Source organism: Mesorhizobium delmotii (assembly GCF_900149755.1).
Taxonomy (GTDB): Bacteria; Pseudomonadota; Alphaproteobacteria; order Rhizobiales; family Rhizobiaceae; genus Mesorhizobium; species Mesorhizobium delmotii.
In genome coordinates this window covers 21204-44303 of sequence record NZ_FUIG01000048.1, presented here as the reverse complement: position 1 = coordinate 44303, position 23100 = coordinate 21204, and the positions used below count along the sequence as shown (strand labels likewise).

At 64.2% G+C, this 23100-nt stretch carries 19 protein-coding genes and 5 pseudogenes; 8 read left to right on the top strand and 16 right to left on the bottom strand.

The annotated features are described in order from the left end of the window. The first annotated feature begins 457 nt into the window (after positions 1–457). Positions 458–1336, top strand: coding sequence for an inositol monophosphatase family protein (locus BQ8482_RS29600; RefSeq protein ID WP_165848762.1), 879 nt, complete (start codon positions 458–460; stop codon positions 1334–1336). Positions 1337–1469: 133 nt separating this feature from the next. Here the strand turns inward: BQ8482_RS29600 and BQ8482_RS29595 are convergent, their stop codons facing one another. After that, on the bottom strand, positions 1470–2165 hold the full coding sequence (locus BQ8482_RS29595) for a class I SAM-dependent methyltransferase (protein ID WP_123150835.1): 696 nt from the start codon (positions 2163–2165) through the stop codon (positions 1470–1472). Positions 2166–2203: 38 nt separating this feature from the next. Next, positions 2204–2803, bottom strand: coding sequence for a recombinase family protein (locus BQ8482_RS29590; protein WP_425294148.1), 600 nt, complete (start codon positions 2801–2803; stop codon positions 2204–2206). A gap of 58 nt (positions 2804–2861) precedes the next feature. On the opposite strand from BQ8482_RS29590, the pseudogene BQ8482_RS29585 reads away from it, so the two are divergent. Further along, positions 2862–3377 (top strand): annotated as a pseudogene (locus tag BQ8482_RS29585) (Tn3 family transposase); the annotation flags it as partial. Positions 3378–3499: 122 nt separating this feature from the next. Here BQ8482_RS29585 and BQ8482_RS29580 read toward each other — a convergent pair. From BQ8482_RS29580 to BQ8482_RS29560, 5 genes and pseudogenes are all read right to left on the bottom strand, one after another. Next, positions 3500–4087 carry a hypothetical protein gene (locus tag BQ8482_RS29580; RefSeq protein WP_123150833.1) on the bottom strand — a complete coding sequence of 196 codons (588 nt, stop codon included), beginning with the start codon at positions 4085–4087 and terminating at the stop codon, positions 3500–3502. A 470-nt stretch (positions 4088–4557) separates the two neighbouring features. Beyond that, positions 4558–4890 carry a hypothetical protein gene (locus BQ8482_RS29575; protein WP_123150832.1) on the bottom strand — a complete coding sequence of 111 codons (333 nt, stop codon included), beginning with the start codon at positions 4888–4890 and terminating at the stop codon, positions 4558–4560. Then, a pseudogene (locus BQ8482_RS29570) lies at positions 4887–5774 on the bottom strand (DUF7007 domain-containing protein). The gene BQ8482_RS29575 and the pseudogene BQ8482_RS29570 overlap by 4 nt, the downstream one beginning before the upstream one ends. Continuing rightward, the gene (locus BQ8482_RS29565; protein ID WP_123150831.1) at positions 5774–6244 is read right to left on the bottom strand and encodes a ribonuclease H family protein; all 471 of its coding nucleotides are present in this window, start codon (positions 6242–6244) and stop codon (positions 5774–5776) included. Before BQ8482_RS29565 ends, BQ8482_RS29570 begins: the two are co-directional and overlap by 1 nt. 91 nt (positions 6245–6335) lie before the next feature. Beyond that, the gene (locus BQ8482_RS29560) at positions 6336–8021 is read right to left on the bottom strand and encodes a ParB/RepB/Spo0J family partition protein (protein ID WP_123150830.1); all 1686 of its coding nucleotides are present in this window, start codon (positions 8019–8021) and stop codon (positions 6336–6338) included. Positions 8022–8346: 325 nt separating this feature from the next. Between BQ8482_RS29560 and BQ8482_RS29555 the strand changes: the two genes are divergently transcribed. Both BQ8482_RS29555 and BQ8482_RS29550 read left to right on the top strand, forming a co-directional pair. Then, complete coding sequence (locus BQ8482_RS29555) at positions 8347–8697, top strand: MbcA/ParS/Xre antitoxin family protein (protein ID WP_123150829.1); 351 nt, start codon at positions 8347–8349, stop codon at positions 8695–8697. An 8-nt stretch (positions 8698–8705) separates the two neighbouring features. Then, positions 8706–9203, top strand: a complete 498-nt coding sequence (locus BQ8482_RS29550) for an RES family NAD+ phosphorylase (protein WP_123150828.1) — start codon at positions 8706–8708, stop codon at positions 9201–9203. Positions 9204–9208: 5 nt separating this feature from the next. On the opposite strand, the gene BQ8482_RS29545 is transcribed toward BQ8482_RS29550, so the two are convergent. The 4 genes and pseudogenes from BQ8482_RS29545 to BQ8482_RS29530 form a co-directional block, all read right to left on the bottom strand. Next, the gene (locus BQ8482_RS29545) at positions 9209–14308 is read right to left on the bottom strand and encodes an N-6 DNA methylase (protein WP_123150827.1); all 5100 of its coding nucleotides are present in this window, start codon (positions 14306–14308) and stop codon (positions 9209–9211) included. An 83-nt stretch (positions 14309–14391) separates the two neighbouring features. After that, positions 14392–14790, bottom strand: a complete 399-nt coding sequence (locus BQ8482_RS29540; protein ID WP_123150826.1) for a DUF3085 domain-containing protein — start codon at positions 14788–14790, stop codon at positions 14392–14394. Between the two features lie 10 nt (positions 14791–14800). Further along, complete coding sequence (locus tag BQ8482_RS29535; protein ID WP_123150825.1) at positions 14801–15403, bottom strand: DUF1419 domain-containing protein; 603 nt, start codon at positions 15401–15403, stop codon at positions 14801–14803. Positions 15404–15543: 140 nt separating this feature from the next. Then, a pseudogene (locus BQ8482_RS29530) lies at positions 15544–16652 on the bottom strand (DUF3991 and toprim domain-containing protein); the annotation flags it as partial. Between the two features lie 295 nt (positions 16653–16947). Here BQ8482_RS29530 and BQ8482_RS29525 point away from each other — a divergent pair. The 3 genes and pseudogenes from BQ8482_RS29525 to BQ8482_RS29515 all read left to right on the top strand — a co-directional run bounded on the left by BQ8482_RS29525 (position 16948) and on the right by BQ8482_RS29515 (position 18046). Then, positions 16948–17403: a hypothetical protein gene (locus tag BQ8482_RS29525; protein WP_244603030.1), complete on the top strand. Its 456-nt coding sequence runs from the start codon at positions 16948–16950 to the stop codon at positions 17401–17403. A gap of 222 nt (positions 17404–17625) precedes the next feature. After that, positions 17626–17832, top strand: a pseudogene (locus tag BQ8482_RS39675) (hypothetical protein); the annotation flags it as partial. Between the two features lie 4 nt (positions 17833–17836). Continuing rightward, complete coding sequence (locus tag BQ8482_RS29515) at positions 17837–18046, top strand: cold-shock protein (protein ID WP_123150822.1); 210 nt, start codon at positions 17837–17839, stop codon at positions 18044–18046. Between the two features lie 853 nt (positions 18047–18899). Here the strand turns inward: BQ8482_RS29515 and BQ8482_RS29505 are convergent. Beyond that, positions 18900–19223 (bottom strand): Dabb family protein, encoded by a 324-nt coding sequence (locus BQ8482_RS29505; protein WP_123150839.1) that lies wholly within the window; start codon positions 19221–19223, stop codon positions 18900–18902. Positions 19224–19532: 309 nt separating this feature from the next. Here BQ8482_RS29505 and BQ8482_RS29500 point away from each other — a divergent pair. Next, positions 19533–19748, top strand: a pseudogene (locus BQ8482_RS29500) (3-oxoacyl-[acyl-carrier-protein] synthase III C-terminal domain-containing protein); the annotation flags it as partial. Between the two features lie 58 nt (positions 19749–19806). Here the strand turns inward: BQ8482_RS29500 and BQ8482_RS29495 are convergent. From BQ8482_RS29495 to BQ8482_RS29480, 4 genes are read right to left on the bottom strand one after another with little or no spacing between them, the layout of a single operon-like run. Next, positions 19807–20469, bottom strand: a complete 663-nt coding sequence (locus BQ8482_RS29495; RefSeq protein WP_123150820.1) for a class I SAM-dependent methyltransferase — start codon at positions 20467–20469, stop codon at positions 19807–19809. A gap of 33 nt (positions 20470–20502) precedes the next feature. After that, a complete protein-coding gene (gene phnE / locus BQ8482_RS29490) occupies positions 20503–21321 on the bottom strand; it encodes a phosphonate ABC transporter, permease protein PhnE (RefSeq protein WP_244603029.1) in 819 nt (272 codons plus the stop codon). Then, positions 21305–22096, bottom strand: coding sequence for a phosphonate ABC transporter ATP-binding protein (locus BQ8482_RS29485; protein ID WP_123150818.1), 792 nt, complete (start codon positions 22094–22096; stop codon positions 21305–21307). Before BQ8482_RS29485 ends, phnE begins: the two co-directional genes overlap by 17 nt. Then, complete coding sequence (locus BQ8482_RS29480; RefSeq protein ID WP_123150817.1) at positions 22093–22968, bottom strand: PhnD/SsuA/transferrin family substrate-binding protein; 876 nt, start codon at positions 22966–22968, stop codon at positions 22093–22095. The genes BQ8482_RS29485 and BQ8482_RS29480 overlap by 4 nt, the downstream gene beginning before the upstream one ends. Positions 22969–23100 lie beyond the last annotated feature (132 nt).

The window sequence follows — 23100 nt, the reverse complement described above, 5'->3', positions numbered from 1 at the left end:
ATTGACTGTTTAGATAAACGCCGTACTGGTTGTCGGAGCGGAAGAGGATGACGGTGGTCATCAGAGTGCGGGCGAGGTTCCAGGCGTGCTTTTGCGCGAGTTCCAGATTGTGCGACATATGAGGGCTCCATCTTCTGCGCGGGCCAATTCCCGCTCGATGGCTCCGTCAGCGTCCGGCTCCGGGCGCGATCACCGCGCAGGCTTCAGCCAAGCGGCCGCACGCTCGCGTAGCGGACCCCCCGCGGGTTGATCGTGGAAGATCCGGAGCCGGACCAGGAAAGCCATCACGAGAAGAGCGGGATTGGACCGCCTCGCCGCGGGGAGCCCGCATTGCGCAGTTGGAGCAGCGAGAATTGCCAGCGTGGAGACGCGGCTCCCGGCGCTGCCTGCGTATTGTCTGTCAGTCGATATGGGCGTGGGGACCCGGCCTCGCGCTCGCGTAGCGGATCCTTGAAGGTTGCAGGCGCCGACCCGGATTTGTCATCCCGCTGTCAAGGAAACGGGGCATGGGGAGCTTTTGAAAGTCCGGAAAAAAATGCCCGAACTCGACAGGATCATGAACGTGGCGCTGGCGCTGGCCGACGCCTCGTCTTGCCGTGCCAGTAATTCCTGGCGTGGCGATCTGGACGTGGCTTACAAAGCGGACGGCTCCTCGCTGACCGAGGCCGATCTGTCCATTGAAGAAATGTGGCGGGAGCGGATACGACGGGATTTTCCCTCCCACGGGATACTCGGTGAGGAATTTGGCTCCGACGCCGGGGCGAGTGCCTACACCTGGGTTCTGGATCCGATAGACGGCACACGTCAGTTCGCGACAGGGTTGCTCAACTTCGCGTCCCTCATCAGCGTCTGCAGGGAAGGCTTTCCGGTTCTGGGGATCATAGACTTGCCGTTGCCTCGCGTGCGGTATGTGGCCGCCCACGGCCAAGGTACGATTTTCGATGGCCGTGTCGTCCGAAGCAGTGGACAGCGAGAGATCGAACCCTCGAAAATCAGCCTGGCAAATCCCGACAGTTTTGCCGGCGATACGGCCCCTGGTTATGAGCGGCTGCGAGCGTCGGGGCGGCTCAGGGTGTTCGATGGCGGCGCGCCGGCTTACGGCGCGCTTTCGCGAGGACTGATCGACATTTGCCTCAACGGGGACGATCTCGATCCGTTTGACATATGCGCCTTGTGTCCGGTCGTTACCGAAGCGGGCGGCGTAATCACGGACTGGGAGGGACAACCTCTGTCGCTCACATCGAGCGGAGCAATTGCCGCAAGCGCCTCGCCCGAGCTTCACTCTACCGTTTTAAGCATGTTGGGGTCCCCACACGAAAGTGGTGAATCTGTCTGACATTTGAGAACGGATATGGAACACTGCGGTTGACGGCGTAAAAAGCTGATTTTTCCACCTTGAGTGCGCCGTTTGCGGGACAAGATGACATCTGCTGCGGGGAATCACTGTATCTCGACCAATCGTACCGGGTTCATAATTTGACGGCTGAGAAAAAGATGAATCGTGGCTTGGTTCTCAGGCTATTGTATGCGTCTGGGAAGAGAGACTGGGCGCGCGGATCGGGTTGCGGTTCGCTCAGCATGTCGATCTGAAAACCGGTCGACTTGAGAGCGTCAAACATGGCGTGGAGTGGCCGATGCCAGAAGCGCATTTCGATATCCCTTCCGTCGCGCTTCCACGTCTCATTGAAACTATAAGTTTCGAAGTAGTTGTCGCGACCGGCTGACTGGTGATCCATGAAGGGGTGATGTGTGGAGAACACCAGACGACCGCCGTCGGACAGCAGACGGTTGAACTCTGAGAAAGGCAGAGACCAGTCGGGCAAATAATGCATGACAAGCGAAGCTAGGATCAGATCGAAAGCGCCATCTTCAAAGGGCAACACCTCGTTGAGGTCAGCTAACAACAATCGCGCGTGCCCTCCAAGGCGACGTTGCGCGATCTCCAATAAGCCCGCACTGGAATCGATACCCGTCAGTATTGCCCCTCGATCAAGGAGAGCTGCGGCATGCGCTCCACCACCGCATCCCGCATCGAGCACCCGATATCCGTTAACATCGCCAACCATCGACAGAATTGCTGGCCGCTCGTAGTAGGCATTCCAAGCGTTGTCCTCATTGTCTGCTTGATAAGCGGTTGCAAATGCATCGTAATTATTCTCGATCATTCATACTTTCCTTATGTACATAACTGCTTCCTACCAACTTAGGTTGGCTTTATAGAATTCCGCTCCCGCATACGCGCATTCTGGCCGACTTTTGAGAGCGGACGCGGAATTATGCTGGTTTGACAGTAGAGGCGGCTGATTTCTCGGCTTTGAGCGCTTCGTAGCGTGCGGTCTTGCCGATCTTCACGCGAGCGGCAGCCTCGCGGACATTCAGACCCGGCCGCCAGATGCCGGCGGCCTTTGCGAGCTTCTCCGATGTCACGACCGCTTGGCGACCACCACGCCGGCCGCTCTTCCGCCGCTTGCAGACCGGCCCGGGTTATTTCCCGGATGAGATCACGCTCGAACTGAGCCAGTGCCCCGAACAGGTGGAACACTAGGCGACCGCCGGATGTCGCGGTGTCGATGTTTTCGGTGATGGACCGGAAGCCGACACCTTTGGCCTCCAATTCGGTGATGATGTCGATGAGATGCTTCATCGATCGACCGAGGCGGCCGAGCTTCCAGATGGTGAGCGTATCGCCATCCCGAACATAACGTATGGCTTCGGCTAATCCCGGACGATCGGTCTTCACACCCGATGCGTTATCCTCGAACAGCATTTCGCAACCCGCTTTGCGCAAGGCGTCGAGCTGCAACGCTGTATCCTGGTCCCCCGTCGAGACCCTCGCATAGCCAATAGCGGTCATAAGGTGCATCCTGCGTCTCGTTACCACGATCCGTTCCGGCCAGGTGCGGCCCTCGACCTTGCTGGCGAAACTCTCCGCATTTCCGCGCCAAAACGGACTGGCGCTCGCCTTGCGCGACATCGGGCGCATCAATCGGTCCATCTTCCTGCCGCAATGGTGGCAGAACCCCGAAATGCGCAGGAACGCAACCGCGGGCAAGAGCGAGGCCCAGAAAACTCTGGCCCGGGCGCTGTTCTTCAATCGTCACGGAGAGCTGCGGGACAGAACCTTCGAGAGCCAGTTCTACAGGGCGTCCGGGCTGAACCTGCTTATCAACGCCATCGTCTACTGGGATACGCTCTATCTCGAGCCGACTTTCGCCGAGCTCAAATCGCGAAGGCATTGCGACGCCAGCCGACGTGATCAAGCACATCACGCCGCTCGGATGGCAGCATATCAGCCTCACCGGCGATACATCTGGACCCCGACTGACAGCCTCGACCTCAGGCCGCTCCGGCGCGAGACGTCCATGCTGGCCGCTTGATCACCCTATGTTCTCACATGTCGGACAGATTCACCACTTTCGTATCGTGACGCCATGTTGGCGCGTCAAGGCTGAACGGCCTTCCGAAGAAGGGCGAGGCCGAAGCCTCGCCCGTGAGCGGCCTACCCGAGGGCCGCCAGCTGCATTTCGGCCGCCTTGCGGTCGACACTCTGGCCCGGGTTCTCGACCGGGCGCTCGAATGGCTTCCAGCGCTCGCCGACGACCTGCGCGTAGGCGGCGACCGCGCCCTCGGCCGCCATGCGCAGCGCATGGGACTGGAGCGCCATGTCGGCGGCGAACTCGCGCTTGCGCTGGGCGGCGCTGTCGAAGCCGACCGGACCGTCGAGGTCCTCGTCGCGGGCGTCGTTGGCGGCCTTGGCGGTCGCATCGCGGGCCTCCGTCACCGCGCGGCTGTAGAACTGGCCGGCGCCGTGGGCGGAGCCGACATAGGCGCCGACGATGCGCTGCAGGTGGATCTGCATCGCCCTCTCGCCCAGGCCTTCGCCCAGGGCGTCGGCCGTCTCGACGATGAGCTTCTCGTGAAGATCGCGGATACCGTCGCTGTCGAGGACGGGCAGGCCAAAGCTTTCGGAGATGAGGCTGACCTGGGCGGCGTCGGGGCAGCAGAGCCTGACCATTTCCAGCGTGGTGCCCTTGCGCAGCGGGACAACGCGAGCGGACTGGCGGGAAGTGCGAGCGGTCTTGGTCATGGGATTTCCTTTCCTGTCGTTCCGCCGAAGGCCGGGACCGGCTCCTTGCTCGGACCTCCCTTCGGGCGCGGTCCAGACAAAACCGGCGGAAAGACGGGCGCTTCAGGGTCCGGGAGGGCCAGGTCGAGCAGGGTGGGTTTGCATCCAAGCAGGGCTGACCAGCCCTCGCGCGGGACGCGGGCCCGCCGTGCCGAGAGCGGCTCTACCGGCCGCCCCGCGGCGCGGAACGCGGCCTTGAAGCGCACGGCCGCCGGTTTAGGACCGCACACCGAACGAAGGGAGACCGGGCAAGGGCCTGACCATCGACACGGGGACGGAAGGGCAGGTTGCCGTGACCAACCGCCTTGCAAGCAGCCTGCTTGTGTTTGTGCCGCTTGTGTCACCACCGGACGAACCGGCCTGTGCCCGCCAATTCGGCTGACCGCCCCGGACGACGCGCCTGCCTGCCCTCGCGGCAGACAGGCGGATCGTCACGCTGCGCGTCCATTGAGACAACCGCCATGCCGCTCGAGGAATCTGGCGATCGCAAGATCCTGTCGCGCGAGCTTTCGGGAGAGGGCATCGATCTCCGGCTGGCGCTCCGCGGTCAGGGCGGCAAGATGTGACCGATACCGCTCGAGGAAGGCGCTCGCGTCCGGCGCCCTCCCCCGACGATAGCCCGACTGCCGTGGCTGCAATTGCGGGATCAGCGCCGTCATGCGCCGGATGATCTGCCGGTCGATCATGTCGAGCTGGCGCTGTGTCTGCCTGCGCGCTTCCTCCATGCGCAAGAGCTCGGTGCGGCGCTCGGGCGACAACGTCATGATGCCCGCCTCCCCTGCCAGCCGGCGAAGCTCGACGGGCCGTCGTAGGCATCGTGGCGGTCCGGATCGATGACGAATCCGAAGCGGCCGACCTCGTATTCGGCCGAGGGAACGAGAAAGCGCCGCTCCTCGGTCCCCGGGCCGCGCTTGGCGCCCCGGGTGGCGATGACCTCGACGAACTCCTTCTCGTGATCGCAGGTGATCGCCGACACGACGATCCAGCGGTCGGCATGCTCGGCAAGAAACGTGCGCTCGTCCTTCTTCCAGGATTCGCCGGGCTGGAGCACATTGCCTGTGATCGCTTCCAACGCATCCGGAAAGCCGTCCTTCATCGTCCGTTCCGCACAACGGCGCTCGAAGCTGGTAAAGAGACGCGGGAAGGTGAAGGCGACGATCGCCCAACACTCGTCTTCCTCATAGAATCCATCGGCCGCGCGAATCCCGGCGTGGACCTTGCCGTTGCGCTCGGGCGAGAGGTGGAATCCGCCATGTCCCGCCGTCGAATGACAGATCACGCCTTCGGCGAAGACGGTGGCGCCCTGCGAGGGCCCCTAGGGCGTGTTCGCCGTGGACCTGATCTCCCGTCGTGCGAGCGCGCGCTTTTCTTGGCTGTGCCCGGCGTTCTCCTCGACCTTCGCCCGGAACGCCGCCTCGTCGGCGAGCTCGCCGCAATGCCCGTAGAAATCCGAGCGCGTCCACTCGGCGATCGGACGGCGGATGCGCCAGCCGGTCGCGAGATAGTGCCGGCCATCCCGATCGGGCGCCATGGCGAACGCCGTGTCGCCGGCGCGGGCGACCAAGAGACCGTCGGCGCCGCGGCCGAACTCCACCTCCGGAAACCCGGAGATGAAGTTGGCGTGCGAATATGCAGGAGCATGAGCCATCACGCAGCCCTCCCCTCGACATGATCGGCCGCGATCTCGTCCGCCGTGACCTCATCCAGCACGGGATTCGGATAGCCGTGCCGCGTCAGCCACTCCTCGGCATCGGCGCAATCGTTGGCGAGATAGACAAGCTCGGCGTCCTCGCCGGGCCTGTCGAATACGCGGACCGCGCCGATAGCCGGGCGCTCGAGCATTGTGAAGCGCAGCCGGGAATCAGCTGAGAATGTGCGATGAACGCGGATGGCGATGACACCGCCGGAACCGTAGTCGGCCTCATGCAGCGTGAAGCTCGCCGGCAAGCTGATGCTGCCGACGGCCCGTTCCCCTTGCTTGCGGATCAGGCGACCCCTGCTGTTGCTGGTCTGCCATTGAGACAGCTTCCTGTGGTGCCGTTCCGGCGGCCGAGGCATGTCGTCGGACCAGGCGATGAGCGAACCGATGGGTGCCTGAAAGATGCGATGCGCGGACATTCAATGTCCTCCATGTGCTGGTTGTTAAAACAGGACCGCCGCCGGCGTGAGCCGGCGGCGGGATGGCGATCGGAATGAAAATGCGGGCTCGCTATTCGGCGGCCTCGCGGAAAGGCTCCTCGCCGCTGAGCTCAGCGCCGCCGACATCGTCACCGGCCTCCGGCTCCTCGACCTGATCGTCGGGATTGTCTTCCGCAGTGGCGGCGTTGCCGGTCAGCCAGGACGAGAGCTTGACCTCATCCGGCGCGAACAGCGCCGCGGGATGGACGAAGCGCCCTTCCCTGAAGTGCTCGACGAGTGCGGCGCGGGTGTCCTTCACCTTCTGGCGCGGCAGGACCGGCGTGTCCTTGCACGAGCCTTCGAGCGCGGACCGCGACAGGCAGGACAGGAACTCGTCGGTTCCCATGTTCGACAGGAAGTTGTCCGCGCCGATGGCATCGCCGGTCACGCGGGCGACAATGCCGCTGTTCGACTTGTTCTCGCGGCAGGAGAGCACGTCAATCAGCAGCGACCGCACCGCGACGCGCAGCGTGTCCATGTCGAACTCGAACGCGCCCTCCACATTGAACAATCGCGCGGCGTGCTCGCCGAGGCTTGCGGCCCCATAATACGAGATGTCGCGCGTGCCGGAGGCGACCGTCACGTTCTGGCCGGCGAAGGCGAGCACGAGCAGCGCCATCAGAGTGTCGTCCTCGATCGGGGCGCGGGCAAGCGCCTCGTGGAGCGCGTCGGTGCGCAGGTCGCCGATCATCTCGATGCCCTTGCGGGTGACATCGGGACGGGTGTTCACGACGATCGGAGTATCGTCACCCTCGGCAGCAGGCTGTTCGCCCTTCTTGGGCTTTTTCGCCTCCGGCATGCGATAATGCACGGACTGCACCTTGCCTTCGCGGTCGAGATACATGGCCGTGCAATCCGACTTCGCAGGCTTGCCGTAGACGCGTTCGGCCTTGGGCGGCAGTTTCGGCTCGCCCCACTGGCCGGCCTCGACGATGACGCCCTTCTTCGGCAGGTTGTTTGCCATCCACTCCTGCTGGGCGCCGAGGAACGCCTCGACGTTGGTGGTGTAGCGGCTGTCCTCGTCGGCCGGCGCGAACAGGTCCTCGACCCAGGCGATGCCATAGGCCTGCGCCAGGTCGTCGCCGAAGCTCGCATCGCGCGCATACATCCGGGTCTTTGTGAGGCCCTGCGCCACGCTCCACCACGACACCTGCGGATCGGCTTTCGACGGTTTGTGCTTCTTCCAGACCTCCTTCTGCTCGTCGAGCGAAGCGGCTGCGATGGTGCGCAGCTGACGCTCGTCCGGCATGTCGCCCTTGGCCATCTGGTCGAGCATCGCTGGCAGCACATTGGCGAGCAGGCGCAGCTTTCTGATCTGGCGGACGGGGAGAGCAAGCGCGACGCCGATCGCCTCCTCGGTCCAGCCGAGCGCGACGAGGCGCTCGATGGCGCGCCACTGATCGACCGGGTTGAGCGGCTCGAAAGCGACGTTCTCGATCATCGATCGCATGGCGCCATTGTCGTTCGTCGCCTCGTCGACGAGGACCTCGATCTCTTCGAGGCCCGCGGCAATCGCCTGCTTCACGCGACGGTGGCCGGCATTGATGATGTAGCTGTTGCCGCCGCTGGCCTCAGGCATGATAACGGGCGGCTGCACGATGCCGACGGCCTTGATGGTGGCCAAGAGCAGCGCGTCGGCCTGCGGCGTGGATTTTGTCTGGCGCATGCGGTCCGGGTTTTCCTTCAGCGCGCGCGGATCGACCTTGATGAGATGCATGGTATGCTCCTTTCGGGGTTGGGGACCGGCCCGGCCGGGCGGCCCTTTCTCGTCTTCTTCCCGAAGACATTCCCCGGCCCGCGGAGCGGACGGGCCGGTGCAACTGCGGCCGAGCATCCCTGCCCGGCCGGACCAGCGGGGCTTTCAGCCCTGCGCAGGACGACGGGCCGGGATCGCGAGCGGCGCGGTTGAGCGCCAGCGTCGGCGGCCCGCCCGATCTGCGAGCGGGCCTTCTTCCTCTTTTCGTCCCTTCTTATTGAACTACGCTTATTCTGACGCTATATTGCGTCAAGATCACCGGCAGTGAGACAAGGGAGTCTGCGCCATGGGCCTCGCCCAATATACGGATAACGGGATTTTCGCCCCGCGCCGGATTGCGGAAGCCTTCCGGACGACGAGCGAGGAAATCGCTCGCACGGCCGGACTGGGCAAGGACGCGATCCAGCGCAAGGATCGGGTCCGCTCGGACAAGACCCAGCGGGGCCTGCGCGAGATGATCGAGGTCATCAACAAGGTCGAGCCGCGCTTCGGTTCGGCGCTGATGGCCTATGCCTGGTATCGCTCGGAGCCGCTGCCAGGGTTTTCCGGCCAGACGGCGATGCAGCTCGTGCGCAGCGGCCGGGCCGACGACGTCCTCGACTATATCGATGCGGTCGATGCCGGCGTGCACGCCTGACCGAACGCATGCGTTATGACGGCAAGCTCTATCGGGCATTGAACCCCCTTTATGCCCGCGAGCCACTGTCGGGGCGTGGCGCCGAGCTCTATGGCGGCCGGTTCAATCCCAAGGGCGTGCCAGCACTCTACACATCGCTGTCCGTCATGACGGCGCTGCGCGAAGCCAACCAGGTGGGCAACCTCCAGCCAACCACGCTCGTCTTCTACGAGGCGGAGGTCGACAACATTTTCGATTGCCGCGACGCGGCCGCGCTCGCGGCCGAAGGATTGGACGCAGCAAGCCTCGCCGACACGACATGGCGCGATCAGATGAAGGCGAGCGGCGAAGCGAAGACGCAGGCTTTTGCCCGGCGTCTGATCGGCGCCGGCTACAGCGGCCTGCTCGTTCGAAGCTTTGCCGCCGGTTCGACGGCCGAGGATATGAATCTCGTGCTGTGGAGATGGGCCGACATTCCCCCGGCCCGTCTTATCCTGATCGACGACGAGCACCGCCTGTCGCGATAGAACGCCTAGGCGGCGATCCGGTCGCCCGGGTTCCCGCTGTCACTCGCGAGATCCGCCTCGATCTCCGCGAGCTGCCGGCGCTTTGCCTCGAGCTCTCCGGCGAAGGCGAATTCGCCGCCGTCGCGCGACTGGTAGGAGGCAAGGCGTCGCCGGGCGTCGGCAAGGCGCTGGCGATAGCGCTCCTGCTCTTCCTCGAATCCGGACAGCGCGTGTTCGAGGCGAGAAACTGCTCCGAGGGGCGTGACCGTCACAGGCAGTTCGATCTCATGATCGGCGCCGGTGCGCATCAGCCTGGTGGCGTAGCGATAGCCGTCCCGCCCGTAGCGCTCACCGGAATACTCGAGATCGAAGCTGCCGATCGAGGCGATCACGGTCTCGCCTTCCTGCTGAAGCTGGACGAGGGTCAGGATCTTTTTCATCAGCGCCCGGCCCGCAAGTTTGCGCTCGTCATGCGCCTTGTCCATGACCGTCATGACGAAGGCATCGCCATTGGTCGGAACGAGCCGTTCGATGTCCCTCCCGATCTCGCCGATGCGCCGGGTCGAATATTCGATGTCCCGCTCGGCGTCGCGGATCTGCCGGCGGACGGCATGCTGGTCGTCAATATGGGCGGCGCGCAGTCGCTCGAGCCGCGCAATGTCGGCTTCGAGGCCCGCCTTCTGCATCAGCCGCCGATCGCCGGAGGCGATGGCTTTCGCCATGGCGAACTGGTTCGCCTGCCCCTCGCCAAGATCGTCGAGCCGGCGGATCGAGGTATCGCCGGAAAGTGCGGCGGCGATGAAGCGGGCCTTGCGCTCATTGTTCTGCCACATGGTGGCGTCGAGCGAGCCTTCGGTCGCGTAGGCGAAGATGTCGACCTCGTCGTGCTGGTTGCCCTGACGGACGATCCGGCCCTCGCGCTGCTCGATCTGCGAGGGGAGCCACGGCACGTCGAGGTGATGCAGGGCCTTCAGCCGCAGCTGCGCGTTGACGCCGGTCCCCATCGTGTCGGAGGAGCCGATCAGGAAACGGATTTTTCCCGCGCGCACGTCGCCGAACAGGCGCTGCTTGGCTTCCGATTTTCTAAAATCCTGCACGAAGGCGATCTCCGAGGGCGGAACCCCCATGCGGACCAGCTCGTCACGAATCCAGCGATAGGCCGAAAAACCTCTGGTTTTCTCGACGCTGATCGTGCCGAGATCGGAGAAGATCATCTGCGCGGCTCCCGGCAGCTCGAACGGCTTGCCGTCCGGCCTGACATAGGTGTTCGCCTCCGTTTCCTTCCAGATGCGGAAGGCGTTCGAGACAAGGAGATTGAGCTTGTTGTCGGGCTCGTTGTCGTTGTCCGGATCGACCAGGCGCAGGTCGATCGCCGCGTGACGCCCGTCGGTGATGACGGAGAGCAGGATGTCGTCGCCCGGCTCCGGCGGCCGGTCGCGCATCTCGATCGCCTTGATGCGCCCGTCGAGCAGGACCTGGTAGCGCTTGAAGGCCGGCGTCGGCCTCGCCGTCAGGATCTGGCGCTTGCCGGTCGAGATCGCCGGCACTTTCACGTAGCGGCGCAGGTCCTGAGGCATCACCACGTCGGCGAAGGTCCGGAACATGACGATCAGTTCCGGCACGTTGACGAAGGTGGCGAAGCGTGTGACCGGCTTGTATTTGCCGTTTGGTTGAAGCTCGAGCTCGGTCGAGACATCGCCGAAGGTCGAGGCCCAGGCGTCGAACTCGTGCAGGCCGCGTTCGAGGAGCGCGCCGTATCCGAGATAGCGCTGCACCGAGAACATCTCGCCGAGTGTGTTGGTGATCGGCGTGCCGGAGGCGAGCACGAGCGACCGGCCGGGATTCTTGGTCTCGATGAAGCGGGATTTTACATAGAGATCCCAGGCGCGCTGCGATCCGTTCGGATCGACGCCCTTCAGTGTCGACATGTTGGTGGCGAAGCTGAGTTTCCGGAACTCCTGCGCCTCGTCGACGACGATCTGGTCGACGCCGATCTCCGAGATGGTCAGGAGATCGTCCTTGCGGGTGGAAAGCGCCTCAAGGCGCTCCTTCAGGCCCTCCTTCAGCCGTTCGAGGCGCTTGCGCGAGACGCGGTCGTCGCTTTCGACCTTGGTCAGCAGGCTCTCATAGAGCTCCAGCTCGTCCTGGATCATTTGGCTCTCGAAGGCGGACGGCACGCCGATGAAGCGGAAGGCCGAATGCGTGATGATGATCGCGTCCCAGGCGGCCGTTGCAGCCCGGCTGAGAAACCGGTGCCGCTTGGCCAAAGCAAAATTGGTCTCGTCGGCGACGAGGATTCGGGCATTGGGGTAGAGCGCCAGGAATTCACGCGCCGCCTGCGCCAGGCAATGACCGGGAACGACCAGCATCGCCTTGGCGATCAGTCCGAGCCGGCGCTGCTCCATGATGGCAGCTGCTATGGTCATGGTCTTGCCGGCGCCGACGGCGTGGGCGAGATAGGTCGCGCCCGCCGAGATGATGCGCCAGATGCCACGCTTCTGGTGCCCATAAAGAGAAAAGGCGCCAGAGGCGCCCGGCAGCTTCAGGTGCGAGCCGTCGAAGGCTCGAGGCACGATGTTGTTGAAGCGGTCGTTATAGACCCGCGCCAGCCGGTCGGTGCGGTCGGGATCGGTCCAAATCCAGTTTTGAAAAGCGGTCTTGATTTTTTGCAGCTTTTCCTTCGCCGCCTCGGTGTCTACGACGTTGAGAACGCGGCGCTCGCTTTTCTCCTCCTTGACCGTGTCGAATATCTGCGGCACCCGGCTGTTGAGCGCATCGGCCAACAGTTCTCCGGCATGCCGGCGCTCGGTGCCCCATTCGGAAGTGCCGGCCGCCATCCAGCCGAGCTGGCGCGCGTCGACCGTCCAGGAGGCCAGTTCCGGCATGTGGTGAATGCGAATCTCCGCCGCCATCGTCTCCTTCACGAAGGCCACAATGTCGGCGGCCGGAATCCACGGCGCCCCGAGCCGCGCGGTGATGTCGGATGGCCGAAGATCGGTCGGCTGTACCTCCCGCAGCGCGGTGACGTTGCGCTCATAGGCGGGGTCGAGCGTCGTGGCCGCCTCGGCAACCTTCAGTCTTTCGCGGACCGCGCCCGACAGATACGCGTCCGCCGTCTGCCAGGCGCCATCGGCCGGATCGCGGAAGGTGGCGCTGCCGAGTTCGGCGATGACATCGTCGACATCGCGATGCAGAAGCTCGGCGATATGATCGGGATCGACATGGCCACGGTCGTTGAGCACGACGGCGAGCGCATCGGCCGCACTCGTGATGACCGGCGGCGCCGGCGGCGCAATCACGCGCTCGGTGAAGATCGAACCCGGCTTCGCCGTATCGGATTCGAGGTCGTAGTCCTCGATCGAGGCGACCAGCCAGCAATCGGGATCGTCGAGGAAGGGCTGGAGGTGCGGCCGGCGATGCGTCTCACGCACCTCGCCGGTTTCCTGATCCTCCGTGGTCGAGACGACGGTGGTGTTGATCGGGCCGAAGGCGCGGACAAAATTCGACCAGGCAATGCGCAGTCTGACCTGTGCATCCTTCCACGGGCGGTCGAGCTCCTGGGCCTTCAGCACCTCGCGCACGGCATCGCGGATCGGGATCAGCTTGCTGATGATGCGGACATGTTTTTCCGGGATGCCCTCGCCGCTGCGGCTCTTGCGGAGCTGCACCGCGACTGGTTCGCCGTCGACGACCTGCATGAGGCCATGGCGGTTGTCGACGAAGTAGCTGCCCTCGCGGACATGCCGGGCATCGGGGCGATCGCTGGCGATCGGTGCGGCGTCGCCGTCGAGGTCGATAGCCTCCGGCTCGCCGTCATATAGGCCCTCGGGGAGGAGATTGATTGCTGCGGTCAGCGCGGCATCGAGGTCCTCTCCGTCATTCGGCAGGCAGGTGTAGGTCTCGTCGGGACCGTAGATGCCGCGCCTCAGCGCATGCGTGCCGAGCACGAAGGCGGGGTGGCGCGCGAACCAGCGATTGACGCGGATGGCTCCCTCGTCTTCCGCCGCCGGCCTGATTTCCTCGAGATCGAGCCAGGAGACGTCGCCCTCGGCTTCATCGGGCATTCTCTTCCGGAAAAAGAGAACGTCGACAACGACGTCCGTACCGGCATCGGCGCGGAAGCTTCCTTCCGGCAGGCGGAACGCCGCGACGAGATCGGCCATGATCGCGATCTGCTCGCGCGCGGTGCTGTCGGCCTTGTCCATCGTCCCATGACTGGTCACGAAGGCGGCGAGACCACCGGACTTCAGCAACTGAAGCGCCTTCACAATGAAGTAGTCGTGCAGACGCAGCCCGAGACCCCGATACGCACGGTCTGACCGCACGGTGCGATCGGAGAAGGGCGGATTGCCGATGGCAAGGTCGAACTCAGCCGGCAGTTCCGTGCGGGCGAAATCGCCAGTGACGATGCACGCACGCGGCTGCAACAACCGGGCGATGCGCGCGGTGACGGGATCGAGTTCGACGCCTGTGACGTGAGAGACGCTGCGCAGCTCTTCCGGCATCAGCGCTGGAAACAGTCCCGTTCCAATGCCGGGCTCGAGAACGCGGCCGCCGCGCCAGCCAAGGCGCCGCAAGCCCGCCCAGATCGCCCTGATGATGAACTCCGGCGTGAAATGCGCATACTGCGTGCAACGCGCCAGCGAGGCGTAGTCGGCCTCGCCGACCGCATCCTCCAGTTCCGCGCCGATCTCCTGCCAGCCGCTCCTAAAACTGTCCTCGCCGGGACGGCGGAACACGCCATTCGCGAGCTCCGAGGCGCCGAATCCGGTGAAGCGGATCAGCCTTTGCTGTTCCTCAGGCGTGGCGGGCCGTTCCGCGGCCTCGATCTCGGCCGCCAGCCGGATCGCCGCGATGCTGTCGCGGGCGCGCTCCTTCCAGCAACGCGAAAGTCCACGGTCACCAATGAGATAAAAGTTCAGCCCCCATTCTCGCCGGTCTCGTGCCGGCGGACGTGCGGTGGCCGCGACCGGCATGGCCGGCGCGGGCGTGGACGGCGGCGGATCGTCGCCGTGGTCCGGATCGGCGTCGAATCCGGTCGCAAAGGCCGTCACGCCGAGGCCGAGACCGGACGACAGCGCGGTGTTCCCGAACAGATCGATGGTGAAGGGGTCGTCATTGGACATTGGGATTTCTCCTGAAGTGAGGGCGCGCACGAACGCCCGGCCGAGCAGCCGAGCGAAGAGCGGCGCGGTTTTTTTGGGAAAGGTCAGCGGGTGATCAGCGAGAGCGCGATCTCGGTCTCGGTGAGCTCAACATTGAGGTGGGTGGCGCGGAAATTGCGGTCGAAGAGCGGGATCAGCCGCCCGGCTTCGATGAACTCGATGCCGTCATCGCCGCCGAAGTGGCGGCGCTTGTAGTGCCACCAGTCGGGATTGCCGACCGGGTGGCATTGCTCAGAATAGACGACGAGCGCGCGGTCACCCTCGGCGAGCTTGCCGTTGGAGAATATGTAGACCCCCTCGTCACCGACCAGCCAAACGCCGGGCTTCTCGCCCTCGCCGGGGCGCGTGCCGTAATAGGGATTGCGGAAGCCGCCATTGGCGGCTGCATCGGCGATGCCGCGGTCGATGACCTTGCGGACGGCAAGGATGGGAAATGTGAACATCGCCCGCACCTCACGCCGCTGCCCTGACGGGCAGGTGCCTCAGGTGCACCGGCAGCTTGGCCGCGATCTCCTCGTCGGTCAGGTCGTCGAGCAGCTTGAGCTCGGTCCGGCCCAGGCCGTAGACGAGCACGGTCCGCTTGCCGCGATGCTCGGGCTGCCAGCGCTCGCCGGCATAGCCGCGATAGTCGTCATGGGTGCTCGACCAGATATGCTCGAGGCGTTCCTGATGCGTCATGGCGCGGACCGGCCAGGACTCGCGTTCGACGATGGTGTCGCGCATGCGCTCGGGCGAGCCCCGCTCAAACAGGTCGCAATAGCCGTGGAAATACCGGATACGCCCATCAATGGTCAGCGCGAAGAAGATACTGGTCACGCTGTCGGTGAGGAACTCGCGCATGGCGAACATGCCCGCGCGCATCCAGAGCGGCGGCAGGATGTCGAGCATGTAATCGTGTTCGGGCCGGGCGATCTCGAACCATTCGCCGGCGAACAGCGCGCTGTCGTCGTTCCGCCAGCGATCGGGGCGCTGGGCATGACGGTCGAACAGGCGGAACATCTGACGCCGGTCGGCGACGCTTTGATACACCTTGCGGATCGGGGTGGAGAGGTTCATGGCGGGCTCCTTCAGCCTCGTCGGGCTGGAGCGCGGCTCATCCTCTCGGGACTCGCCATCGTCTTCAGCCCTTCTGACCCCTCCCCCGCGGCCGCCTCTCCGTCCGGACGGGTCAAGGGCCGGCGAAGCCGGGCGCAGCTTCACCCTTGACGCGGCTGGCGGGCATGCGGCAGCCGGGCTTTTCTCTCCCCCCTTCTCACTTCTTCTGGTTCTCTCGCCGCGCGCAGATCCTCGTTCCAGTCATCGGCCGCAGGGCGCAGCCGCTCGAAACCGCACCCCGCCTCCACGGCTATCTGCTCGAGCCGGCCGGCATAGATGTCGCCCTGGTCATTGTTGTCGGTGGCGGCGACGAGAAGCGCGCCGCTTTGCGCCGCAAGCCTCCGGATGGCCGCCACGGTCGCCGGCGCCCAGCCGCCGCCCGTGCTCAGATAGAGGCTGTCGGGCTGCAGCTGCTCGATCGCGGCGAGGCTCACGGCGTCGATCGCGGCTTCCGTGACGCAGAAGCGCACGGCATCGTCACGGCCGAAGCGAAACAGCACCTTTCCGCCTCCGGTGGCAAATCCCCGCCAGTTTGGCCCACGTTCCTCCCAGCCGGTGACCGCGCCGGTCTCGTCCGTGTGCGCGGCCCACATGCTGCCGCGCGGGCCCTCGCGGAGTCGGTCCTGGCGGATTGCCGCGCCGATGACGGTCTCGGGGAGACGACGCTCGTCGCGCAGATAACGCCAGGTCATGGAACCGCGCCACGGTTTGCGCCGGCTTTGCCAGCGCTCAGGAATGGAAAGGTCCGGTCGATTCCTGCTGGGCACTTTCGTCCAGATGGGCTCGCTAGGGACGAACCCGATCAGATCCGCCACATGGTCGAGCGCTGCCACAAAAGGGACGCCCTCGAGGTGCTCGACCAGGCGGAATACGTCTCCCTTGGCGTCAGACAGCGGATCGAACCAGCCCTTGCCATCGTGGATGACGATGATGATTTCGTCACCGCGCCGGAACTTGACGGCGCGTTTCGTGCTCTCCTTCGGATCGACCGCGAAGCCCGCCCGCTCCAGCACCGCGGCACACGACACGCCGCTCCTGAGTTCCTCGACGTCGCTCTTTTCCATTCCACTCCCGGCGCCCATCAGGTTCCGGCCTTTCCTGTTCGGTTTCCTTTCCGCGAATCCCGCGGGATCAAACCCCACCGCCGCGAAGAGCGAAGGGGGCAAGGGCGCGGCTGGCAACTGAGGAATTCCGCAGGGGTCAATGGGATTGCCCAGCCGCGGCGCAGCCTCCCTTGCCGCCGTTCGCTCGCAAGCGGCACCTTCGCGGCACATCGGCGCGCCAATCAGCAGGCGGCTGGATCGCAGCCGGCGCAACCCGGCATTTCTGACGGGGTGGACCGCCAGGTTCGAGGCCGGGGTGTTGCGGTAAAGGCTGTTTTGGGCAAGACTTGCCCGGGCAAATCAGGGCCTTTCGCCCGGCGATCTTGCTGTCAGCAAAAAACACGATCGCGGTTATGTTGAATCGAAACCCGTGCAAACGGGATCGTCGAGGGAAATGGTGCGATGACGATAGTGGACCGGCTGCGGGCCTGCTGGGGATTCAGTCCGAATGTCGACCGAAATGTCGCCCTGGTGGACGGCTTTCTGAATGGCAAGACCATTGCCGAGCTGGCACAGGAACATCGTCTTTCGAAAACCAGGACGCGCCAGATCATCGAAAAGGCCGACCGGCTCGTGGGCGGGGGTATCTTGACCAAGGCCGAACCGTCCGAGGCCCCGCCACGATCCGATTTCATGGCGGCCTATCGGTACGTGTGGAGTCTGGCCGAGACGCACCGGCTCGGGAGCGTCGCGCCACACCACTTTTTCAAGGAACTGCAGCGCGCGGGTTCACTGGAACGGCTTGTTGACCGCATTCAGCGTAATCCCAAGCGGGCTCCAACCATTCGTGAGCTCGCACGCCTCGTGTGCCTGAAGGAGACGGGCAAGAGCCCCTGGCCAGCGATGAAGCGATCGTAGATCACGATCGCGCAACCAGGCTGCGCGGCTGATCATCCGGATCGCGGGCTTCATTGCCAACGCGCGCTGGAACCGGCTGTCCAGGAATTGGTTGAGAGCGCCGCGGCGGCCGGGTGGAGCAATGACGAGATCGCGGGTGCACTCCTCGAAGTCGCGCGCACATCAAGGTAACAATTTTCGCTAGAGGCTACCTTGTATCCGGGCCGAGGGCGAACGGGAGAGCAGGTCGCCGGCCATTCGCTACGGTCATGCCTCGCCTGGTCGGCCGAAGAGCGTTTACTCCAGAAGCAGCTCGGCCACGCCTCGGCCGAGATGGGGAAGGCACAGGCGAAAGGTTACGGAAGACAACCGTTATTGACGTGTTCAGGGCGATGGCTAGATTGCCTCCGCGCGGGTGAGGATTGCCCGCCTTGCCAAGATAAGGAATAGGCGCGTGGCTACAGGTACGGTGAAGTGGTTTAATGCAACAAAAGGCTTTGGGTTCATCCAACCCGACTCCGGCGGTACGGACGTTTTCGTTCATATATCTGCCGTTGAACGTGCCGGGTTGAGGAGCCTCGCCGATGGCCAAAAGGTCAGCTATGAGGTCGAGCAGGACCGGCGCACTGGAAAAACGTCTGCTGGCAATCTCAAGGCGATCTAAGTTGCTCAAAGGCCGCCCATTTTTGAGCCGGCCTTTGCAAATCACCCCTCCGCGCCGGTAGGTGGCCTGAGTGTCCAGGCCGGCGCCAACCCCAGGCTGCGATCCCTTCTCGCAGCCAAGCCAAGGCCGGTAGCGTCGTAGCGATCTCCAAGCGTTACCGACAACCTGACCGGTACGCGCAGCCGCACACTGCAAGTCGTGCGCCTTTGCGAATAATCACAGAGGAATGGATCGAGCGCAGGGATGATTGACACCCGGCATCTTCGATGCCCGTTGCTCGACGGAACGCCGTTATCCAGACTCTGCGTTCTGTCGTATCGCTGTGACGTTTGCAGTACACGATCGACGTTGACGACATCCTTCCCCCACATGGCAAAGGCTGAAGCACGGTAAGGACGGCGCAGACTGTTACGCTTTTAAAAGAATATTCTTCAGAGGGGATCGTCATCATCGATGCGGCGGGTCGGGAGGCGCGGCCGACTGAAAGAGGACGATCGCAACGATGCGGTCAGGCGACAGATGGCATGATCCAGGCCAGGCACCTGCACGGATCACGTCCCAAAAATGGCGCACCGGCCCCGGTATCGAGCCGCCGTCGAGAGATTTTCGTGGCCGCGGAGGCTTCCTTGTCTGCTGTCCGCAGGGCGAAGCGCGCAGCAGATGAGAGCCTCCGGGTGCACCATGTGCTCGAACCGCTTGCGACGACGACGAACACGATCTTCGAGGCTCTCCGCGATGAGCATGGCGGCCACCGCCAACCGCTGCTCGAGGCGTTACGCGGGCTCGATGTCGCGCGAACGGCGACGCGGTCTATCGCGGCGGGGCTGGCCAAAGCGGACAGCCCGCATCGTGCTTACTGGCCCACGCTCCCGACCGCCGACGTCCTTGCCGTCGCGATCTCATAGTCGGCCGCAAACCGCACTTCGCGCAGCGGCCGCACCCGCTTGATCGCCTCCTGATATAGCGGATGCGCCTTATAGGCAGCGAGCTCGGCATCGGTGCCGAATTCGCCATAAACGACGATGTCGACTTCCTTACTGGAGGGATCGCTCTTGCGATTTTGCGCGACTTCGAGCCGGCGTGCATGCGGGATGTTCGTCAGTAGTGCAAGCCCGTCGAGGATCGGCTCGAGATTGCTGCTGCTGGCGGCAGTGAAGAAGACGATGTGTCGGATCATGATTTCGTTTGCGGCTGGTACCAATAAGAGAGGCGGACCAGTATCAGGCGGCCACAAATCCGCAATCTCAATTTCGCCAACGTAAGCTGAGGGGCGCAGAGGTGTAGCGTCATCGCCTGGGGCCATGTCCTTCGCTGAGAGGACCCCCAAGACACCACCCGTAATGGCGAGCCTGTCGCGCAGCTGCCAGATCAGCCCCAACATTGCGACGTCTCGCTCGGCATCGGGTCCCAACCGTCCCGTTACAAAGCGCGATTTCAGAAGACACTCCGCACCTTCCGCCTCGGCCGAGGAATCAAGGCCGTGGAGATGATGAACCGCTGCTCTAAGGAAGCGCTGGCGGCGGCCAGCGTTTCGGCGTCAGTTGTAGACCGCTTCGTGCCGCACCAGGCAAATGCCCGCATATTCAATGCCGTCGGCAAGGCGCTCGGCATCGAGGATCAGCGCATCGTCAATACCATTGCCGACTATGGCAACTCGTCGGCCGCCACCATCCCTCTGTCGCTGTCGGTCGCGCACGCCGCCAGGTCCATTCAGGCCGGCGACGAGATCCTGGCGGCGGCCGACGCGGCCGGCATCCAAGCTATCGGCGCTCGGCCAGCATGTGCCAGTGCCAGCTGCCGGGCTTGGCGTGTTCCTGGTCTATCAGGCTCAGAAGCTCGAACTCCGCGAACAGTTCGACCAGTTCTGCCGCATTGCAGTAAAAGTGCGGGTGAATCTTGTCGGAGTCGTCCGGATCGACAGTCGCCTCGACGAAGGTGTTGGGCGCAACTTCCTCGCCTCTTCCGTATTTGACATTGCGCTTCGAAAGCATGGTGCCCTGATAGCTGCCGCCCGGCTTGAGCACACGTGCGATTTCGGCGACGGCCGCGCGCACTATCAGCGGATCGCCGTGATAGATCACATTGAACGACAGGACATGGTCGAACGAGCCCGTCTCGAACGGCAGTTCCGTCATCGCCGTGACCCGCGTGGCGATGGCGAGATCTTCTTCCCGGCTTGCGCGGCGCAGTTCCGACAGGCCTTGCTCGGCCATGTCCACCGCCGTCACGCCCAGACCGAGGCGGGCATAGGCGAGTGCGTGCCGGCCGACGCCGCAACCGAGATCGAGCACCTTGAGAGCGCCTCTGGCAGCCAGCCTTGCCGCGAAGGACGCCACGTCCGGTTCCGGCGTAAGCCAGTCTGCGCGGCCGTGCGGCGTGGCCCAGCGATCGTTCCAGGCGAGGTGGGCAGTGTCGGTTTTCATAATGGATATATTCCTTTTTTAGGCCTGCTGGTTTCAATGCCCGTCCATCACCCGGGTGCGGGTATGGGCGCCAACCTGTTCGACGATAACGACGAGGCCGAAGATCATCAGGATGATGGTCGCGGCGGTCGGGTAGTCGAACATGTCCATGGAGACCTTCAGTTCCAGTCCGATGCCGCCGGCCCCGACCAAGCCGAGCACCACCGAGGAGCGCACCGCCTTTTCGAGGGCGAACAGCGTGGTCGTGATGAAGGCAGGCGTCGCCGCCGGCATTACGGCGCAGAAAATGGTGTCGATGCGTCGGACGCCCTGGGCCTGCAGAGCTTCGGCCGGTCCCTTGTCGACATCCTCCATCGCCTCGGCAAAAAAGCGGCCGCAGAAGCCGGCCGTGTCGACGGCTATCGCAAGAGTACCCGCAAACGGCCCGAGCCCGACCGCGATGACGAAAATCAGCGCCCAGACCAGATCGGGCACCGTGCGAAATATTGCAACGACGCTGCGCGCCGCGAAATTGAGCCAGCGGCTGCCGAGCAGACCCCTCGCCGAAAGCACCGCGAGCGGTATCGAGATCACAGCGCCGACGACCGTGCCGGCGACCGCCATCTGGAACGTCTCGATAAGAGCGGACGAGAGGGACGGCAGCCGCTCCAGGCTTGGGGGCCACGCACGCGAAAAGAAATCGCCGAGCGCCGGCAGGCCCGTCGCCAGTTCGGCAAGCGACCAGCCGGTCCCATCGAGGGACCAGATAAGTACGCCCAGGCCGACCGCGTAGAGAAGAAATGCCAGCGCGGACGGCCGCTCGAAACGAACGGGCATGCCGGGCTGGCGGGGAATGTCAGTCGTAGAGGCCACGAAGGTCTCCGATCGCCAACCCATGCGAGGGTGCGTCCAGCGCCAGTCTTCCTTCACGCAGTCCCACGACGCGTCGCCCATGTGCGAGCGCATGATCCAGATTGTGGGTGGTGAAGACGAGCGTCGCGCCGGTCTCGCGCACGACCCGGGCAAAGACCTCCATCATTTCTTCGCCGGCCGCGGGGTCGAGGCTGGCGGCGGGCTCGTCCGCCAGGACGAGGCGCGGTTCGGCCACCAGCGCACGCGCTATCGCCACCCGCTGCGACTGGCCGCCGGAAAGGCTGTCCACGCGGCGCATGGCAAGGTCCGCGAGCCCCACCCGGTCGAGCGCCGCAAGCGCCCGCCTGCGCGAATCGATCGGTGCAAGCGCCTGGACCCAGCTTCGCGGGCCTGGTCTCGCTGCAAGCAGACCATGCACGACATTGGACAGCGCCGTCAGCCTGGGGACGAGATTGTGCTTTTGCGCGACAAATCCGATACCAGACCGCAGACGCCGCAAGTCGCCGGCTCTCAATTCGCCCAGATCGCTCCCGAAGATCGAAACCGAACCGCCTGCGGGCGCGACAAACCCCAGCAGGCACTTCAGCAGCGTGGACTTGCCGGCCCCGTTCGCCCCGATGAGCGCCACGGCCTCTCCGCGCCCTACGGTGAAACTCACGTCGGAAAACACCGGGGGATGCCCGCCATAGCGTGCGAGAAGCCGGTCGACGGACAGATCGGCCGTTTGGAGTTTGACCGGCTCATATTCGCCAAGGCGGGCCGGGGCGACGTTCATTCGCCGACGAACTCCGAGAACTGCGGATAGCCGATGGTGGTGTACATGGCGCGCACCGGCGCATAGGCCTCGTCGTCGACCTCGACGATGTCCATGCCTGTGAACTTTTCGTTTTCGCCGCCGACGGAGACGATGCCCTCGATGATGGCCGCCTTGCTTTCGATCATCTTGGTGCGGATGGATTCGCCGACGGCCGGATCGACATGCGCGCCGACCATCAGGAGATCGTTTGGCAGGTCGCCGGAGCGGGCGATGACGCGGAATGCGCCGGGCGGCGTCGACTCGTCCTTGTCGCGGACCCCGCGCGTCCAGCTCGTATAGTTGACGCCGATGGCCTCGACATCGCCGCGCTTCAGCGCCTCATGGGCCACCGCGCGCGACGTGTGGGTGACGTCGACGCCGCTCTGGGGGTCGATGCCATAATCCGCGAGCAGCTGCGACGGGCACAGATGCCCCGACGTCGATCCGATATCGTCCAGCGCAACTTTCTTGCCCGCGAGATCCGCCGGCTTCACGAAAAGCGAATCCGCCTTGACCACGATCGCGCAGAAATAGTCCGGACGGCTGAGGCCGATCAGCGACTTGGCGTCCGTCATCTTGTTGATGACGACGTACTCGGCCGGCCCGGTGATGACGAAATCAACCCGCTTGGCTCGGAGCGCTTCGGCCGCGGCCGTGCGGTTGCTGACCGGGAAGAACTCGAATGTGTGGCCGGACGCCTGTTCCAGCGCGGACTTGAACGGACCCCATTCCGTTTGAAGCCGCTCCAGTCCCTCGACGTCGGTGATCGCCAGCTTGAAATTCTCTGCCTGCGCCAAGCTGGTTGTCGCGAGGGCCAGTGTCGCCGCCGTCAGGATCGTCGAAATCCGCATGGTCGTCCCCTGTCGTCTTCGGTTGCTTTCCGATGGCATACGACCGGGAAATGACGCTGCGATTGCAGGCTCGTGACATCTTTGCGAAATCGTTCAAGAACGCCGGGGCGCACCTGGGATAGTCCAAGCTGA